Source organism: Candidatus Palauibacter irciniicola, from assembly GCF_965208695.1.
Lineage (GTDB): Bacteria > Gemmatimonadota > Gemmatimonadetes > Palauibacterales > Palauibacteraceae > Palauibacter > Palauibacter irciniicola.
Genome location: NZ_OZ242352.1, coordinates 3,067,302 through 3,084,531, shown reverse-complemented (window position 1 = coordinate 3,084,531; position 17,230 = coordinate 3,067,302). Strand labels below are relative to the sequence as shown.

Genomic DNA, 17,230 nt, shown 5'->3' with positions numbered 1-17,230 from the left:
CCGAGGTCTGACACGATGAGTGAGCGAAACGCGATTCCACGACGACAGGTTCTGATCCGGGGCGGGGCGGCGGCCGCCGGGCTTGCGGTCCTGCCGACGGACATCTTCCGCGGCTGGCTGGCCGGATTCGATCAGGAGGCCGTGATCCCGTGGGTTCAGCGTCCGCACGCGGGGATGAGGGAGCGGGTCAACGTCCTGAACTGGGAGGAGGTGGACTCCTGGATCACGCCGACCGACCAGATGTTCCGCGTGGGGCACTACGGGTCCCCGGTGATCGCGGAGAGCGACTGGAATCTCGAGATCGGCGGGCTCGTCGACCGGCCGCGGGCGTTCAGCCTCGCCGAACTGAGAGCGCGGTCCCGCCAGGAGGTCGTGTTCACGCTGGAGTGCTCCGGGAACCGGGGCCGCCCCTCCTTCATGGGAGCGGTGCACAACGCGCGCTGGGCGGGGACCCGACTCGCCGATGTCCTCGCGGAGGCCGGCGTTCAGGAGGACGGGATCGAGGTCGTCTTCTTCGGCGCGGACGAGGGCGAGGAGGAGATCCGGGGCAACACCGTGACGCAGAACTTCGCGCGCAGCATGTCGCTCGAGGACGCGATGGACCCCGGGGTCATCCTCGCGTGGGAGGTGAACGGGGAGCCGCTGCCGAACGAGTACGGCTTCCCGCTGCGCGTCATCGCCCCCGGCTGGTACGGGATCGCGAACGTGAAGTGGCTGACGCGCATCGAACTCCGCGACCGCCGCTTCATGGGCAAGTTCATGGCCCGCGACTACGTGACGCTGCGGGCGGAGGAGCGCGACGGCGCGACCGTATGGACGGAGACCTCGGTGGGGCGCGCGAACATCAACTCCGTCCCCTCGAAGGTCACGAGGAACGGCGATGCGTACGCGATCCACGGGGCCGCGTGGGGCGCGGACATTGCCGCCGTCGAGGTCCGCGTCGACGACGGGCCGTGGGAGCCGGCGACGCTGGGCGAAGGCCAGGGCGACCCGCACACGTGGACGTTCTGGCGCAAGGACTGGGATGCCACGCCGGGCCAGCACGCGATCGTCTCGAGGGCGATCGACGCGGACGGCAACGTCCAGCCGGCGGCGGACGACCCGATGCTCGTGAACAAGCGGACGTACTGGGAGAGCAACGGCCAGCTCACCCGGGACATCGTGATCGACTGACGGCCCCGTCCCCCCGGCGCGCGAGCGGGGGGCGGCAGCTCAGCGACCGCGGCGGCGGCAGCTCAGCGGCCGCTGCGGGCGCCCCGGCTTAGTCGGCGCAGGAGCCACGCGTACGCCACCGCGTTCAGCGCGAGCACGGACAGGCCGAGCCAGATCTGCATCTCCCGGGTCAGCGCGCCGGGGTAGATCACCGGCAGCAGGTAGTGCTCGATGAACCCCCCGGAGTAGCCCGCCTGGCCGCTCGCGATCCGCAGATCGTTCTCCAGCGGCGTGAGCGGGCAGATCCAGCCGGCGAATTCGATCAACGCCCCCCACGCGAAACACGGGATGTGCGCCCACGCCAGACGCGGCCAGCGGACCGCGGCGAAGCCGCCGGCGACGACGAAGGCGATGAAGAGGAAGTGGACGACGAGGACGAGATCCGCGAGCACCCGGTACAGCAAGGCGATCCGGCGGGCGTCAGGAACTCGGGCGGCGCCCGCTCATCCCACCTGCACGGGGTGCGGGAGCGGGACGTTAAGCAGGTAGCCCTTTTCGTTCATCAGCGGCTCGTCCGGCTGCGTATTCCCCGCCGCGTCCGTGGCGCGCGTGGCCAGCGTGTGCGCCCCCGGGGTCGCGTCCCACTCGAACTCGAAGCGTTGCCAGGCCAGGGGCAGCACCGGATCCACGATCTCGGCCTCCAGCCAGGTCGCTCCCCCGTCCGGACTCCACTCGACGGCGGACACCGGCCCCGCCGGCGCGTGCGCGAACCCGTGCAGGACATGGGATCCCGGCTCCAGCTGCGCGGGCCGCGGAAGGGCCAGCGCGCTCTTCACGACGAGTTCCGTGATCACCGGACCCTGGGCGGGCGCGTAGTCCGCTTCCGGCCACTGGTCGCCGATGAGGACGTAGGACGACGTGTTGTTCCGGTTCCACACCCGCTCGGTGGAGATCTGAATGGACCCCAGCCACTTGATGCTGCTGGACCCCGACCAGCCCGGAACGACGGATCGCGCCGGGAAACCGTGATCGGCGGGGAGCGGCTCTCCGTTCATGCGCAGCGCGATGATCGTGTCGGGATCCCGCGCCTTGGCCAGCGGCATGGCACGCTCGAAGCCGCCGTCCAGCCCCACGAGGTTCACGTCGACCGTCTCCGGCCGCACGCCGGCCAGGTCGAGCACCGTGCCGAGCGACGGACCCGACCACTCCGCGCACCCCACGGCGCCGGTCGTCCATTGGCCGCCGCTCGCGCGGGTGCCCGTGAGTTCCGGGTACAGGCCGCGCCAGTTTCCGGCGCACTCCAGGTACGCGGTAATCGTGTGCTGCGGCAGCGACTCGAGGGTGGAAAGGTCGAGCCGCAACTCGCTCTCGGCGCCGTCCCCCTCGACTCGAAGCGAGTAGTCCGCCGGGTCGATCGTCGGGGTGGGCGAATGGTTTCGGACGAAGAACAGTTCGTTCGGCGTGATGAACCCGTCGATGAGCTCGAGCCGCGTCTCCAGGTTCGTGACGCGCTGGATGAAGGGCGACGGATCCTTCACCCACCTCGGCGGCTGCTCCTGCTCCGCCCGGGCGGCGATGGCGGCTTCGGCCTCCGCGGCTGACCCGGCGTCTCCCGCGCGGTCGCAGGCGGCGAGCCAGGCCGCGGCGGGCCCCACGCTGGCGGCACGAACGAAATCCCGCCGGGTGAGGCGATACATCTCGCTGGTCTGCTTCATCGACGGCACCTCTCCACTTGGCAGGCTGCGGGCCCGCCGGACGCTTGGCAGGGCCGCGCGATAAGGCATATTAGATGTATGCCACCGAGGAGAAACACACGCGCGCTCCCTGCGTTCCTGTGTGTTACGCTGGGGATGCAGTGGGCCGCATGCAATCCCGACGACGGCTCCGGCGCCGCCTTCGAGGTCGTGGAGGCGACGATCGGCGGGGTGCAGGCGGCGATCCGCGATGGGACGACGACCTGCCGCGAGGTCGTGGAGCGGCATCTCGCGCGGATCGCGGCCTACGAAGACGCGATCAACGCGATCACCGTGCTCAACCCGCTCGCGCTCGAGCGCGCGGACCGGCTCGACGCGGCGCTGGCCGCCGGCGAGACGACGGGACCGCTCTTCTGCGTCCCGATGCTGGTCAAGGACAACTTCGACACGCACGACATGGTCACGACCGGCGGGTCCATCGCGCTCGCGGACAACCTCCCGCCCGACGACGCCTTCATGGTGCGGAAGATCCGGGAGGCCGGCGCGATCGTCCTCGCCAAGACGAACATGGCGGAATGGGCGTTCAGTCCGCGCCAGTCCGTCAGTTCCTCCTTCGACACGACGCGCAACGCTTACGCGCTCGACCGCGTCCCGGCCGGATCCAGCGGCGGAACGGCTTCGGGCGTCGCCGCCTCGTTCGGCGTCATCGGGCTGGGCAGCGACACCGGCAACTCGATTCGCGGACCCAGCTCCCACCTCGCCCTGGTCGGGATCCGTTCGACCATCGGCCTCACGAGCCGCGACGGGGTCATCCCCCTCTCCTTCGACCGCGACATCGCGGGTCCGATGGGCCGCACCGTGGAGGATGTCGCGCGCGTGTTCAACGTCGTGGCCGGCTACGACCCCGCGGACCCGTACACGGAAGCGGGGCGCGGCCGCGAGGAAGAGGACTATACGGCCTTCCTGGACGCCGACGGGGCGCGCGGCGCGAGGATCGGCGTCCTGCGCGCGCTGGCGGATCCCGAGGAGACCGACGGGGAGATACTCGCGCTCTTCGACGCGGCCATCGACGATCTGCGCGGCGCTCGGAGCGGAGGTGATCGACCCCTTCGAGTTCGACGTCGCCGCGGAACTGGGACGCGAGGGGATGTTCTGCCGCCGCTTCCGCTATGACATGTGGGTCTACCTGCAGTCGCTGGGCCCGACGGCGCCGATCACCGATGTCCTCGAGGTACTGGAGGACGGGCGCTACTCGGATTATGCGCAGGCGTCGCTGCGGCGGAACGAGGGGGCGCCACTCGACGTACATCCGTCCGGCTGGGACGAACCCTGCCCGGACTACGCGGAGAACGAGGGCCGGCAGGCCTACCTGGCGAGCCTCGTGGAAGCGATGGATTCCGAACGTCTGGACGCGATCCTCTACCCATCGTGGCTCTGCGTCCCCGCCCATATCGACAGGGGTGACGAGGAGTACTGCGGCGATAACAGCCAGCGCGTGGCCCCCGCCACCGGCATGCCCGCGATCACGGTCCCGATGGGATACGCGCGCGGCACGCTTCCGGCGGGACTGCAGATTCTCGCGCGGCCGTACGACGAGGGGGTCCTCTTTCGACTCGCGTACGGCTACGAACAGGCGACACGACACCGCCGTCCCCCGGACGGCTTCCCGGAGATCCGATGACCATCAAGATAGAGAGAAAAGCCATGTTCAGAGCCAGCCTCGTTACCGCGCTCGCGCTTGTGTGGCCGGCGGCCGCCCTCGCGCAGGACGGAGCCGTCACCGGAACCGTGACCAACGAGCAGGGCCTCGCGATGCCCACCGTGACGGTCACGGCGACGGGGGCGCCTCTCGGCGACGAATCGCGCACCGCAACGACATCGGCGCAGGGTGTGTACACGATCACCGGCCTCCCCGCGGGTACATATTCGCTGCGCTTCACCTTTCCCGGCTTCGTCGTGGGAGTGAGTGCAGGCGTGGTGGTCCGCGCCGGCGAGCGCACGAACGTCGACATGCAGATGGCCTCCCAGAGAACCATCGCGCTGGAGGAGCTGACGGCCGTGGTGACCGGGACGCACTTTTCGGCGCCGCCGGAGAATCTGCCGTATGCGGTCGACGTGACCGACCGCGAATCGCTGCAGGAGCAGGGCGCGCCGCAAGCAGTGGACTTCTTCAAGAAACTGGGCGCCGCGCACGGCACGATCGGCGAGCGCAACGGCTGGTACAACCAGAGCGGGACGCTCGTTCCGGAGACCGCGACCAACGTCAATCTGCGAGGCCTGGGCGCCTCGCGAACGTTGACGCTGTTGAACGGTCGCCGCCAGGTGTACACCCCGGCCAGACTTCCCGGCGGCCGGTTCGTGGACATCAACGCCTTCCCCTCCATCGCGCTCGACCGAATCGAAGTTCTGAAGGAGGGCGCCTCGGCCATTTACGGGTCCGACGCCGTGGCCGGCGTGGCCAACTTTGTGACGCGAAGAGATTTTCAGGGATTCGAGCTGTCCGCTTCGCACGACTACTTCAGCGGCGCCGGCGACACGAACATAGGCGCCATCTGGGGCACGAGTCTGGGCGAAGGAACAACCGCGGTCCTCTCGGCCGATTGGGCCATGCGCCGGCAGTTGGAAGCCGAGGAGCGCGACTGGGTGCTGCGCCCCTATCCCGGGCCGGGCGGCGGCGGCTGGTCCTACTACGGGAACCCCGGGGCCTTTCTGCGGCCGACACTGGCCGGGACCGAGACCCCCGGCGAATTCATCAGCGCGCTGATCCGCTCCCACTACGGGGACAGCCAGGGAGATGCCCGTCTGTTCGTGGATCCGGGCTGCGAGGGGCTGGGCGGAACGGATGCCGGCGTCACCTGCCGGTTCCGATACGGGCCGTGGGACAACCTGATCGAGAACCAGTGGCACGCCCGGGTGTTCGGCGAACTGAACAGCGAGTTGAGCGAAAACACCACGGTTCACGTCGAGGGGCTGTGGTCGGAGGCCGCCATCCCGGACTGGTACACCACCCCCTCCTTCCCGCCTACGTCGCTATACGACGGCCTTCAGGTGGTCATGCCCGAGAATCCGGGCAGGCAGGCGTTCTGCAGCTCGAGTGCGGGCGCGGCCGGCTTTGCCTCGCAGGCGGCGTGCCTCGAGGACGACTGGTTCTTCTTCGGGCGCCTCGTGGGCAACAGCGGTCCCGGACGAACTCTGAGCCGTTCGTCGCGTACGCAGAGGATCGCGGCTTCGCTGGACCACCACATCGGCACGACGGGCGAGGTGGACGTGGCTGTCGGCTACTCTCGGGCGGCGGGCAACGTGAACCAGCCCGCGGAGTATGCCTACCGCAAATATCTGGCGTTTCGCGGCTTCGGGGGGCCGGACTGCGGAGTCGGCGTAGTCGTCGACCCCACGTCGGCAGCCGGGATGAGCCTCGGAGCCACGGGCGGCGCCGTGGCGGGCCAGGGCAACTGCATGTTCTACAATCCGTTCAGCAATGCGATCCTTCGCGCGCAGCAGCCGGGCACGACGTACACCAACGCGGACAATCCGGGTTACGACCCCGCGGTCGCGAACTCGCCCGCGCTGATCGACTGGATCAACGAGGAGGTGGACCTCTTCAGTACGGCCGAGCTTCTCACGGCCGAGGCTACGTTCACGAACTCGCTGACCGACGCGATCGGCTACGCGATCGGCTACCAGTTCCGCTGGTTCGATGTGACCGGCCAACCCAACGATCCGGGGAACCAGCGTCTCAATCCGTGCCAGGTGCCGGGCGACCGGAGCTGCCTCGACCAGGCGGGGCCGTTTACGTTCACGACCGGGTACTTCCCCTACGCGAGTTCCCAGACGGTCCATCGGTTCTACGGTGAGTTGCCGATAAACCTCGGCGATCGGGTGGATCTTCAGTTCGCCGCCAACTATGAGTTCCACGATGTTGCCAGCAGCTTCGACCCGAAGGCGGCCCTCGCCATCCGGTTGCTGGACTCCAACGACTATCAGCTCTCGGCACGGGCATCCCTGCAATCCACGTTCCGCGTCCCGTCCGTCGACGATGTCAACACGGACAAGATCACGGCTCTCGAGTATGTGTGGGAGACGGATGTCTACAAGGCGGTGGATACGTACGGGAGCGAGGATCTGGTGCCGGAACGGGCCACCACGGGGAACGTGGGCCTCGTCCTCTTCCATTTCCCGAGTCGTACGCAGGCGACGTTCGACTACTGGACGTACGACTTCAAGGACATCATCAACGTCGTTCCCTATACGGCGGTCACGAGGCTCTACGACGAGGGCGGCGCCAGCCGGGAGGCCGTGAAGGAGTTCATCAGGTGTCCGGACGGTTGGGGGACGGGAACGTGCGACGCGGCTTTCATCGAACGTATTCAGATCGACCTCGTGAACTGGCCGGGCATGAAGACATCCGGCCTGGACTGGAGTTTGTCGACGCGCCAGCCGGTGGGGAGCGCCGAGATGTCGTTCGGGATCGACGGCACCTACACGCACAAGTACGACATCCTGGCGCTCACGCGAGGAGGCGTGGAGCTGCAGGCGGCGACCAGCGGGGCCGGGCTTCTCAACCGGAACAACCCCATCGCGTGGCCTCTGCCGCAGTGGAAGTGGACGGCTTCCGTCGGGTTCCACACGGAGCGTCTCTCGGCGGTCGGGACCTATTACTACATCTCTTCCTACGACGATCCGGACTCCGCCGACGAGAACTATCGCGTGATCGATTCCTTCGGTACGCTGGACGCGACGCTCATGATGAAGGTCACCGACCAGATCGATGGTTTCGTCACGGGGTTCAACCTGCTGGGAACGCCTCCGCCCCTCGTCAACTGGGAGACCTCGTACGATGGCTTCACGCACGACCCCAAGGGACGGCGGATCAAGGTTGGGGTGACGTACACGATCAACTAGCCGTTGAGCGCGGGGCGGCCGGGGAGCGGGGGCGCCCCGGCCGGGATGGCGGGGCCGCGCGGGCTACTCGCGCGCCGGATCGACGGGGCGCGCGACCATGATGCCGTCCTGGGAATCGATGGAGAGGATCCGCTCCGCGAGGGGGCGTTCCGAGATTTCCACGGACCTGCCGACCAGGGGGGCGTGCAGGAGGTGAAGCGCCCCGTCGCGCCACACGGCGAATCCGGTGTGGGCGACGTCCAGCCCTTCGACGGTCGACGTAGCCGCGATCACGTCGCCGTTGCGGATCCGGTCGGCCACCCGCGCGATCCGGTCCTGCGGCACGTATTCCCGGCCGGGACCCTCGTCGAGCCTCGCCTCCGTGGCGGCGATCGCCCGGAGCACGCCGGGCTCGGCGAGTTGCCGATACGATTCCGGGTGCCGGGACATGAAGTTCACCGGCTCCGGATCGAGGGCGGGATCCAGGTCCCCGGTCGTGGTGCGCACGGTTCCCCGGGCTTCGTTGTCCGCGAGCCACTCCGAGAAGTAATGGAGACGGCTCGGGTATCCGTCGAGCCGGCCCCCGCGGTATCGGAGCGCCGTCAGGTGGGCTTCATAGCCGGCCTGCGCGCCGGGGGGATCCGAAAGGGCCTCGACGCCCTGCTCCCGGACGAACCGCGTCAGGGCGAGGACGGTCTCGACGAGGGTCACGCAGTCGAGTGCGCGGAAGTTGATCACGAGGCGCTCGGGTCCGGGGACCTCGAGCGTGCCGGGCTCGTACGTCGTCCCGACGAAGGTCTCGGCGAGCTGCACGATGGCGTCGCCCAGATCCATCTCCGCGAGCCCGCGCTCCGCGGCGAAGCGCACTTTCTCCTCGAAGATCGCCCAATCCTCCGGCGCCCACGCGGACCGGTCCGCGAGCTCGGATGCTGCCGCGCCGACGCCGGCCGTTTCGTCAACCACCGTCGAGGTGGAAGGCTGGGCCTGCGACCAGGCGAGCGCCGCAATGGCGGCGACGGTCGCAAGGATACAGGCGACGACCTTCGCCAGCGTGAAGACGTTGCGCCATCTCATGCGTCTACTATATGCGTCCCCGGGGAAGGTCGGCTATCTTGGCGGCTTCCACACTGAAGTCCACTCCCTCTGCCGAGAGCTATCGATGAAGATGTCCCGCTTGCCCGGCGTCGCTTTCGTTTCGACCGCCGTCGTCCTTTTCTCCTCCCTCTCCGCTTCCGGAGCCGCGGCGCAGACGCCGGCCCCGACGGATCCGATCCCGCCGGACCCGGCCGTCATCACCGGGACCCTGGACAACGGCCTGCGCTACTTCGTGCGCGAGAACGATCAGCCGGAGAACCGGGCGGAGCTGCGCCTCGTGGTGAACGCGGGCTCCATCCTCGAGGAAGAGGACCAGCTCGGACTGGCGCATTTCGTCGAGCACATGGCGTTCAACGGCACGGAGAACTTCGAGAAGCAGGCGCTCGTCGACTATCTGGAGTCGATCGGGATGCAGTTCGGCCCCGACGTCAACGCGTATACGAGCTTCGATGAGACGGTCTACATGCTCCAGGTGCCGATGGACGACCCGGAGGTGCTGGCCACCGCGTTCCGGATCCTCGGGGACTGGGCCCAGGGCGTGCGCTTCGACCCGGAGGAGGTCGACAAGGAGCGCGGCGTGGTGATCGAGGAATGGCGCGGACGGCGAGGCGCCCAGGCGCGGATGCAGGACCAGCAGTTCCCGGTCATGTTCGAGGGGTCGCTCTACGCGGAGCGTCTCCCGATCGGGAAGACGGAGATTCTTGAGACCGCGCCCGTCGAGCGGCTGCGCAGCTTCTACGAGGACTGGTACCGGCCGGACCTGATGGCGATCATCGCCGTCGGCGACTTCGACGGCCGGGAGATCGAGTCGACGATCCGGGCGCAGTTCGCCGGGCTGACCTCGCCCGAGGAGCCCCGTCCGCGGGTCTTCGCCGACATCCCCGTCGACCACCCGCCACGCGTCGCGATCGCGACGGACACGGAAGCCACGCAGAGCCAGGTCGGCGTGCTGTACAAGCAGCCGCCGGCCCCGCGCGGCACCGTCGCCGACTTTCGCCGCGGCCTCGTCGAGGGCCTGTACTCCGGCATGCTGAACGCCCGCCTCGATGAACTCCGGCTGCAGGCCGACGCGCCGTTCCTGGTCGGGTTCACGGGGCAGGGCCAGTTCGCGCGGGGAGTGGACGCCTACCAGCTCGTGGCGCTGGTCGGGGATGGCGGCATCGAGCGCGGGCTCGAGGCCCTGCTCACGGAAGCGGAGCGCGTCGTGCGGCACGGCTTCACGGAGACGGAACTGGAGCGGCAGAAGACGGACGTGAGACGCGCCTACGAGCGGCGGCTCGCGGAGCGGGAGAACCAGGAGTCGATCGTGCTCGCGAACCGCTACCTGCAGGCGTTCCTTCAGGGAAGTCCGTACCCGTCCATCGAGACGCAGATGGCGTTCGTGGACGCCCTGCTGCCGGGGATCACGCTCGCCGAGACCAACGCCGTCGCCCAGGCGTGGCTGGCGGAGGAAGGGCGCATCATCCTGGTCAACGCGCCCGAGAAGGAAGGTCTCGAGACCCCTGCGGAGGAGGACCTGGTCGGCGTCTTCGCGTCCGTGTCGGCCGCGGAGATCGAAGCGTACGAGGACGCGGCAGCCGATGCGCCTCTCCTCCCCGTCGTCCCCGAGGGCACTCCGGTCGTGGCCGAGGAGACGCTCGACGAGGTGGGCGTCTCCATCTGGACTCTGGAGAACGGCGTGCGCGTCGTCCTCAAGCCCACCGACTTCAAGGACGACGAGATTCTCTTCTCCGCGACGAGCCCCGGCGGCACGTCGCTGCTTCCCGACGATCTGATGCGGAAGACGTCGTTCGCCCTCAACGTCATCGCCCAGTCGGGAGTCGGGGAGTTCGATCAGACCGAGCTCGGGAAGAAGCTCACCGGCAAGGCCGTTCGGGTCTCTCCGTTGCTGGGGTCGCTTTCGGAAGGGATCGGAGGGTCGTCGTCCCCGCAGGATGTCGAGACGGCGTTTCAACTCATCTACCTGTACTTCTCGGCGCCCCGCAGGGATGAGACCATGTTCGACGCGCTCAAGGCACAGCAGACGGCAGTGCTCGCGAACATCGGGGCCAATCCCAACCTCGTGTTATCCGACACCGTCTCGGCCATCATGTCCCAGGGACATCCGCGGGTCCAGCGGGTGAGCCAGCTCATGGAACTCCTCGAGGAGGCCGACCTCGACGCGGGCTACGAGGTGTTTCGGGAGCGCTTCGCGGACGCCAGCGACTTCACGTTCTACTTCGCGGGCGCCTTCGATCTCGCGATGATGCGCCCCCTCGTGGAGCGGTATCTCGGTGCGCTCCCCAATCTGGGGCGGGTGGAGAACTGGGTGGATCACGGCATCGATCCTCCCGCGGGCGTGATCGAGACCTTCGTGTACAAGGGGCTGGAGCCGCAGAGCCGCACGCAGATCATCTTCGCGGGAGACGCCGAGTACTCGCGCGAAGAGGCGGGCGCGGTCTACGCCATGGCGGAGGTTCTCCAGATTCGGCTGCGTGAGCTGCTGCGCGAAGACCTGGGCGGGACGTACAGCGTGGGCGTGAACGGCCGGCTCTCGTACCGGCCCGACGAGGAATACAGCGTGACCATCGCGTTCGGGTCCGCCCCCGAGCGCGCCGAGGAACTCTCCTCCGTGGTCTTCGAGGAGATCGAGCGGCTCAGGACCGAGGGGCCGGACGCGGAGACGGTGGGGAAGGTCCGCGAGACGCAACGGCGGGGGCTGGAGACGAGTCTGCGCGAGAACCGGTTCTGGCTGAACCAGTTGGCGAGTTTCGAGCGCGGCGGCTGGGACCTGAACGAGATCCCGAGCTTCGAGGGGATCGAAAGCTGGACCGCGGAGCAGGTGCGGGAGGCCGCCGTCCGTTACCTCCGCACCGACCAGTACGCCCGGTTCGTGCTGCTCCCGGAGCAGAAGGTCCCCTAGTGTCATGTGGAGGAGCCACGGCCGGCCGGTGATCGGATGAGCGGCGCCGCCCACGCGCGCCGGGAGCGCGTGCCCGTCCGGGTCATGCCGGACCACGACAGCATCGCCGCCGAAGTCGCCGGCCGGATCGCGGCGCTCCTGCGAAAGCGGGCCGAGAACGGGAGCCGTGCCGTTCTCGGCCTCGCGACCGGCGCCACGCCCGTCGGCGTCTACCGGGAACTCATCCGCCTGCACCGGCACGAGGGACTCGACTTCTCCAACGCGGTCGCCTTCAACCTCGACGAGTACTTCCCGATGCGGCCCGGCAGCCTCCACAGCTATCACCGCTACATGCGGGAACACCTGTTCGACCACGTGAACATCGCGCCGGAGCACTGTCACATCCCTCGCGGAGATGTGCCGGAAGCGGAGGTCGAGGCACACTGCGTCGAGTACGAGCGCCGCATCCGGGAGGCGGGCGGGATCGACTTCCAGATTCTCGGGATCGGGCGCAGCGGTCACATCGGCTTCAACGAGCCGGGGTCCGAGCGCGACTCGCGCACCCGGCGGCTCTACCTGGACACCGTCACCCGCGGCGATGCCGCGTCCGATTTCTTCGGCGAGGAGAACGTGCCGCCGCAGGCGATCACGATGGGCGTGGCCACGATCCTCGAAGCGCGGGAGGTCGTCCTGCTCGCGACGGGGGAGCACAAGGCCGGGATCGTGTGCCGAGCCGTCGAGGGGGAGGTCCACGCGGACGTCGCCGCGACCTTCCTCCAGCAACACGCCGCCGCGACGGTCTATCTCGATCCGGCCGCCGCTTCCGATCTCACCCGCGTCCGCACGCCGTGGCTCGTGGGCGATGTGGAGTGGACGGCGGAGCGCGAGACGGCGGCCGTCATCTGGCTGAGCGAACGCACCGACAAGTCGATCCTGCACCTCGCGACCGACGACTATCGCGCGAACCACCTCGCCCCGCTCACCTCCCGTCACGGTTCGGCCGAGCCGCTCAACGGACAGGTCTTCAACGCGCTCATCTCCAAGATCCGGGGAAAGAGCAGGCTGCCGCGCGGCCAGGACATCGTCGTCTTCTCGCCCCACCCGGACGACGACGTGATCTCGATGGGCGGACTGCTGCGCAAGCTGGTCGAGAACGGCAACCGCATCACCGTGGCATACCAGACGTCCGGGAACATCGCCGTCTTCGACCACGAGGTGCGCCGGTACCTGGACTTCCTGCGGCGCGCGGCGGGCATCATCGATCTTGGCGATGCCCCGAACCTCGAGGAGGTGCTGCGGTCGCTCGAGGACCGTCTCGCCCGCAAGGAGCCGGGGGATGTCGATCCGGGGGTGGTTCAGCAGCTCAAGCGGATCATCCGCGAGACCGAGGCCACGGCCGCGATCGAATCGCTGGGTCTCTCCGCCGACCGCGCACGCTTTCTGAACCAGCCGTTCTATCAGACGGGAGCGGTGAGAAAGAACCCGATCACGTCGGAGGATGTGGAGATCGTCGCGCAACTGCTGGAGGAGGTGCGGCCGACGATCGTGTTCGCCGCCGGGGACCTGTCCGATCCGCACGGCACGCACCGCATGTGCCTCGAGACGGTCGAGGCGGCGCTCGCCGGCTACCGCGGCGACCCGCCGTGGCTCTGGCTCTATCGAGGCGCGTGGCAGGAGTGGGATCTGGACGAAGCGACCGTCCTCGTGCCTCTCTCCGAAGGCGAACTGCGCGGCAAGGTCCAGGCGATCTTCCGACACGAGTCGCAGAAGGATTCGGCGCCATTTCCGGGACCGGATCCGCGGGAATTCTGGCAGCGGGTCGTCGAGCGAAACCGGGATACCGCCGACCGGCTGGCCGCGCTGGGCCTGCCGGCCTACTACGCCATGGAGGCGTACGTGACGCTGCGGGATGGGCAGCGGGTCGAGGGTCCGGAGATCCCCACCTCCTCCCTCGCGGACGCGGAGGCGTGAACCCGTGACGTACCCGGGCGGACGGCGCGGCGCGACAGGCTGACATGGGCGGATTCTTCGGGACGGAACGGGTGCCGTTCGATCTCTTCGGCCCGGTCCATCTTGCGACGATCGGCGCCCTGGCGGTGGTCGGCATCTGCCTGATTCGCGCCGGTCTGGTGGCCGATGAGCGGGGTCGCCGCCACCTCCGCCTGGCGCTGGGCCTCACGATTCTCCTCCTCCTCCTTGCGAGGCACATCTGGAAGGCCGCATCGGGGCTGTGGACAGTGGAGCACGACATACCCCTGCACCTCTGCAGCGCCATGGCGTTGGTGACCATTTACGGGCTGTGGACCCGGGAGCCCCGAGTTCTCCGCCTCATGTACTTCCTGGGCGTGGCGGGGGCGGTGCAGGCCGTCCTGACCCCGGATTCCGAGTTCGGCGCCGTGCACTTCACCTTCTTCGAGTCGCTGGGATCGCACGGGGCGGTCGTCATCGCCGGCGTGTGGGCCGTGATGGTGGAAGGCTATCGGCCGACGTCCCGCGATCCGTGGATCGTGTTCGGACTGCTGAACCTGTACGCGGCCGTCGTCTATCCGATAAACCGGCTCCTCGGGTCAAACTATCTCTACCTGATCGACAAGCCGCCGGGGCCCACGATCCTCGACTTCTTTCCCGGCTGGCCCTGGTACATTCTGCTCATCGAACCCGTGGCCATCGGGCTCTTCCTGGCGTTGCGGCTCCCCTTCCGGAACCCGGCGGCCGGTTGACGGTACTCAGGTTTCTCCCTGTACCAGAAACCCTGTGCGAAGAACCCTGTACGAAGAACCCTGCGCGAAGAACTTCAATGGAGGATGGACGGCATGTCGGTATGTCCTGTATGCGACGCGGAACCAATGATCTCCGACGACCCCGTCGAGGGCGAGTTGCTCGAATGCGAGGATTGCGGCGTCGAACTCGAGATCCTCGCGCTCGACCCCATCACGCTCGGTGAGGCGCCGGACGCCGAGGAGGATTGGGGCGAATGAGAGTCGGCTTTCTTCATTCCCTCATCCGCAAGGACGAGAAGCTGCTGATCGCGGAGTTGCGCGGGCGCAGCGATGTGGAACTGGTGTTTCTGGACGACCGCAAGCTCGCGTTCGACTTCCGGGCGGTCCCGGACGTCGACGTGGTTCTCGAGCGCTGCATCAATCATTCGCGGGCCATGCACGCGCTGCGGCTGTTCGAGGGGGGCGGGCTGGATTGCGTCAACCGCTACGAGGTGTCGCGCCGCTGCGGAGACAAGATCCTCACCGCGGCGTCGCTCCGGGAATGCGGCGTCCCGCAGCCCGAGGCCAGGGTCGCGTTCACCGAGGCCTCCGCGCTCGAGGCGATCGAGGAACTGGGCTATCCCGTGGTACTCAAGCCGGCGGTCGGTTCCTGGGGGCGCCTGCTGTCGAGGATCAACGACCGGCACGCGGCGGAGACGGTCCTCGAACACAAGGCGATCCTGGGCAGCTACCATCACTCGATCTTCTTCGTGCAGAAGTACGTGGAGAAGGGCGGGCGCGACATCCGCGCGTTCGTCGTGGGCGGGGACTGCGTGGCCGCCATCTACCGGTCGTCCGGGCACTGGATCACGAATACGGCCCGCGGCGGCACGGCCTCCAACTGTCCGGTGACGAGCGAGATCGGGGAGCTGTCCCTGCGCGCGGCGGAGGCCGTGGGCGGGGGCGTGGTGGCCGTGGACCTGTTCGAGAGCGACGGCGGACTGCTCGTGAACGAAGTGAACTACACGATGGAGTTCAGGAACAGCATCGAGGCGACGGGCGTGAACATTCCGGAGCGGATCGTGTCGTACGTCGTCTCGCCGGACCGGGCGGGGAACCGATGATCCGCGCGTCGATCGCGGGCGGATCGGGCTACGCCGGGGGGGAACTGCTGAGGCTCCTGCTCGGCCATCCCGATGTCGAGGTGCGGCAGATCACGTCGGAGCGCTTCGCGGGACGGTTCGCGCGGCGGGTGCACCCCAACCTGCGCGGCGTCACGCGGCTCCGCTTCTGCGCGCTCGACGAGTTGTCGGAGTGCGACGTGCTCTTCCTCTGTCTCCCGCACGGCGAGTCGTCCCGCCGCATCGACGAGTTTCGGGCCGTGGCCGGACGGATCGTCGACCTGGGCGCGGACTTCCGGCTCAAGGACGGCGCGGACTACGAGCGCTTCTACGGCCGGCCGCATCCCCGGCCGGAACTCCTGGGGTCGTTCGTGTACGGGATCGCGGAAGTGAACCGCGAGGCGCTGGCGGGCGCGGACCTTGTCGCGTGCGCCGGCTGCAACGCGACGGCCTCCATCCTCGGGCTGCTTCCGCTGTACCGGGAGGGGGTCGCGGATTCGGCCGTGATCGAGGTGAAGGTGGGCTCGAGCGAGGCGGGCAACCGCGCCAGCGAGGGCAGCCACCACCCGGAGCGCAGCGGCGCGATGCGGTCGTACCGGCCGACCGGCCACCGCCACGCGGCCGAGATCCGGACGGTCCTCGGCGGCGACGTGCACTTCTCGGCCACTGCGGTCGAGATGGTGCGCGGCGTCCTCGCCACCTGCCACGTATTCCTGAACCGGGAGCTCGACGAGAAGGCGTTGTGGAAGATCTACCGGGGCGCGTACGCCGACGAACCGTTCGTGCGCATCGTCAAGGAGCGGACCGGCATCCACCGCTATCCCGACCCCAACCTCCTGGCGGGCGCGAACTACTGCGACGTGGGGTTCGAGCGCGATCCGCTCTCGAACCGGGTCGTGGTCCTGAGCGCGATCGACAATCTCATGAAGGGAGCGGCGGGACAGGCGGTGCAGGCGTTCAACGTGATGCACGGGTTGCCGGAGTCGCGGGGGCTCGAGTTCCCGGGCCTGCACCCTGCCTGAGCCCGGCCCCCGGAGCTGAATCGTGTGCCGCATCCTCTGCGTCCGGAGCGATGAGCCCTTCGACATGGCGCCGCATCTGGCCGCCTTCGCACAGATCGCCCGGGAGAGCCGCGAGTACCAGGGCGACGGGTGGGGGTGCGCCTGGATCGATGCCGACGGGTGGCGCGTCTACCGCGACATCGCGCCCGTCTGGGAGGACGCCGCGGCGCCGTCCGGACGGACGACGCTGCTGCTCGCGCACGCGAGGAGTGCGTATCGCGGGGAAGGGATACGGGTCGAGAACAACATGCCGTTCTTCGACGGGGAGCGCGTCTTCATCTTCAACGGGGAACTGCACGGCGTGCGGATCAAGGAGCGGGGGCGGATCGGCGCGGAGAAGGTGTTCAATTTCGTCAAGCGCTTCGCCGACGGAGACATGGGCCTCGCGCTGGAGCGGGGACTCGACGCGATCGAAAAGCGCACGCGTTACGTGCGGGCGATGAACCTGATCGTCGCCGACACGGCGCGGCGGGTCCACTTCGCGACCCGGTTCAGCGAGGATCCGGACTACTTCCGGCTGCACGCCTCCCGCCGGGGCGGCGTTCGGATCCTGTGCTCGGCGCCCTATCCGGATTCGCACCCGGCGTCGGACGGGCGGTGGGCGTGGACGCCGGTCGCGAACGGCGCCATCGGGACGTTCTGACCG

Annotated in this window: 14 protein-coding genes; 11 read left to right on the top strand and 3 right to left on the bottom strand. The window is 68.4% G+C overall.

All coding sequences use genetic code 11. The annotated features are described in order from the left end of the window. Window positions 1-15: 15 nt before the first annotated feature. Window positions 16-1,173 carry a sulfite oxidase gene (locus tag ACOGI9_RS13360; RefSeq protein WP_419857607.1) on the top strand — a complete coding sequence of 386 codons (1,158 nt, stop codon included), beginning with the start codon at window positions 16-18 and terminating at the stop codon, window positions 1,171-1,173. A gap of 62 nt (window positions 1,174-1,235) precedes the next feature. Here the strand turns inward: ACOGI9_RS13360 and ACOGI9_RS13355 are convergent, their stop codons facing one another. Together ACOGI9_RS13355 and ACOGI9_RS13350 are read right to left on the bottom strand one after the other, a co-directional pair. Then, a complete protein-coding gene (locus ACOGI9_RS13355; protein WP_419857606.1) occupies window positions 1,236-1,616 on the bottom strand; it encodes a DUF2784 domain-containing protein in 381 nt (126 codons plus the stop codon). A 39-nt stretch (window positions 1,617-1,655) separates the two neighbouring features. Beyond that, window positions 1,656-2,867 (bottom strand): sulfite oxidase, encoded by a 1,212-nt coding sequence (locus tag ACOGI9_RS13350; RefSeq protein WP_419857605.1) that lies wholly within the window; start codon window positions 2,865-2,867, stop codon window positions 1,656-1,658. A gap of 135 nt (window positions 2,868-3,002) precedes the next feature. Here ACOGI9_RS13350 and ACOGI9_RS13345 point away from each other — a divergent pair, with 135 nt between their 5' ends. Genes ACOGI9_RS13345 through ACOGI9_RS13335 form a run of 3 tightly spaced genes read left to right on the top strand, consistent with a single transcriptional unit; the run spans window position 3,003 to window position 7,748 of the window. Continuing rightward, a complete protein-coding gene (locus tag ACOGI9_RS13345; protein ID WP_419857604.1) occupies window positions 3,003-4,019 on the top strand; it encodes an amidase in 1,017 nt (338 codons plus the stop codon). Beyond that, window positions 3,943-4,527: a hypothetical protein gene (locus ACOGI9_RS13340; protein WP_419857603.1), complete on the top strand. Its 585-nt coding sequence runs from the start codon at window positions 3,943-3,945 to the stop codon at window positions 4,525-4,527. Before ACOGI9_RS13345 ends, ACOGI9_RS13340 begins: the two co-directional genes overlap by 77 nt. After that, window positions 4,524-7,748: a carboxypeptidase regulatory-like domain-containing protein gene (locus tag ACOGI9_RS13335; RefSeq protein WP_419857602.1), complete on the top strand. Its 3,225-nt coding sequence runs from the start codon at window positions 4,524-4,526 to the stop codon at window positions 7,746-7,748. The genes ACOGI9_RS13340 and ACOGI9_RS13335 overlap by 4 nt, the downstream gene beginning before the upstream one ends. A gap of 63 nt (window positions 7,749-7,811) precedes the next feature. On the opposite strand, the gene ACOGI9_RS13330 is transcribed toward ACOGI9_RS13335, so the two are convergent. Continuing rightward, entirely contained in the window at window positions 7,812-8,801 is a 990-nt protein-coding gene (locus ACOGI9_RS13330; protein ID WP_419857601.1) for an N-acetylmuramoyl-L-alanine amidase-like domain-containing protein, read from the bottom strand. An 85-nt stretch (window positions 8,802-8,886) separates the two neighbouring features. Here ACOGI9_RS13330 and ACOGI9_RS13325 point away from each other — a divergent pair, with 85 nt between their 5' ends. The 7 genes from ACOGI9_RS13325 to ACOGI9_RS13295 all read left to right on the top strand — a co-directional run bounded on the left by ACOGI9_RS13325 (window position 8,887) and on the right by ACOGI9_RS13295 (window position 17,227). Continuing rightward, window positions 8,887-11,724: a M16 family metallopeptidase gene (locus ACOGI9_RS13325; RefSeq protein WP_419857600.1), complete on the top strand. Its 2,838-nt coding sequence runs from the start codon at window positions 8,887-8,889 to the stop codon at window positions 11,722-11,724. Between the two features lie 36 nt (window positions 11,725-11,760). Next, entirely contained in the window at window positions 11,761-13,674 is a 1,914-nt protein-coding gene (locus tag ACOGI9_RS13320; protein WP_419857599.1) for a 6-phosphogluconolactonase, read from the top strand. A gap of 44 nt (window positions 13,675-13,718) precedes the next feature. Then, window positions 13,719-14,423 (top strand): TIGR02206 family membrane protein, encoded by a 705-nt coding sequence (locus tag ACOGI9_RS13315; RefSeq protein ID WP_419857598.1) that lies wholly within the window; start codon window positions 13,719-13,721, stop codon window positions 14,421-14,423. A gap of 84 nt (window positions 14,424-14,507) precedes the next feature. Next, window positions 14,508-14,681 (top strand): lysine biosynthesis protein LysW, encoded by a 174-nt coding sequence (lysW, locus tag ACOGI9_RS13310; protein ID WP_419857597.1) that lies wholly within the window; start codon window positions 14,508-14,510, stop codon window positions 14,679-14,681. Then, a complete protein-coding gene (gene lysX, locus ACOGI9_RS13305; RefSeq protein WP_419857596.1) occupies window positions 14,678-15,526 on the top strand; it encodes a lysine biosynthesis protein LysX in 849 nt (282 codons plus the stop codon). Before lysW ends, lysX begins: the two co-directional genes overlap by 4 nt. Further along, window positions 15,523-16,545, top strand: a complete 1,023-nt coding sequence (argC, locus tag ACOGI9_RS13300) for an N-acetyl-gamma-glutamyl-phosphate reductase (protein WP_419857595.1) — start codon at window positions 15,523-15,525, stop codon at window positions 16,543-16,545. The genes lysX and argC overlap by 4 nt, the downstream gene beginning before the upstream one ends. A 22-nt stretch (window positions 16,546-16,567) precedes the next feature. Next, window positions 16,568-17,227 carry a class II glutamine amidotransferase gene (locus ACOGI9_RS13295; RefSeq protein ID WP_419857594.1) on the top strand — a complete coding sequence of 220 codons (660 nt, stop codon included), beginning with the start codon at window positions 16,568-16,570 and terminating at the stop codon, window positions 17,225-17,227. Window positions 17,228-17,230 lie beyond the last annotated feature (3 nt).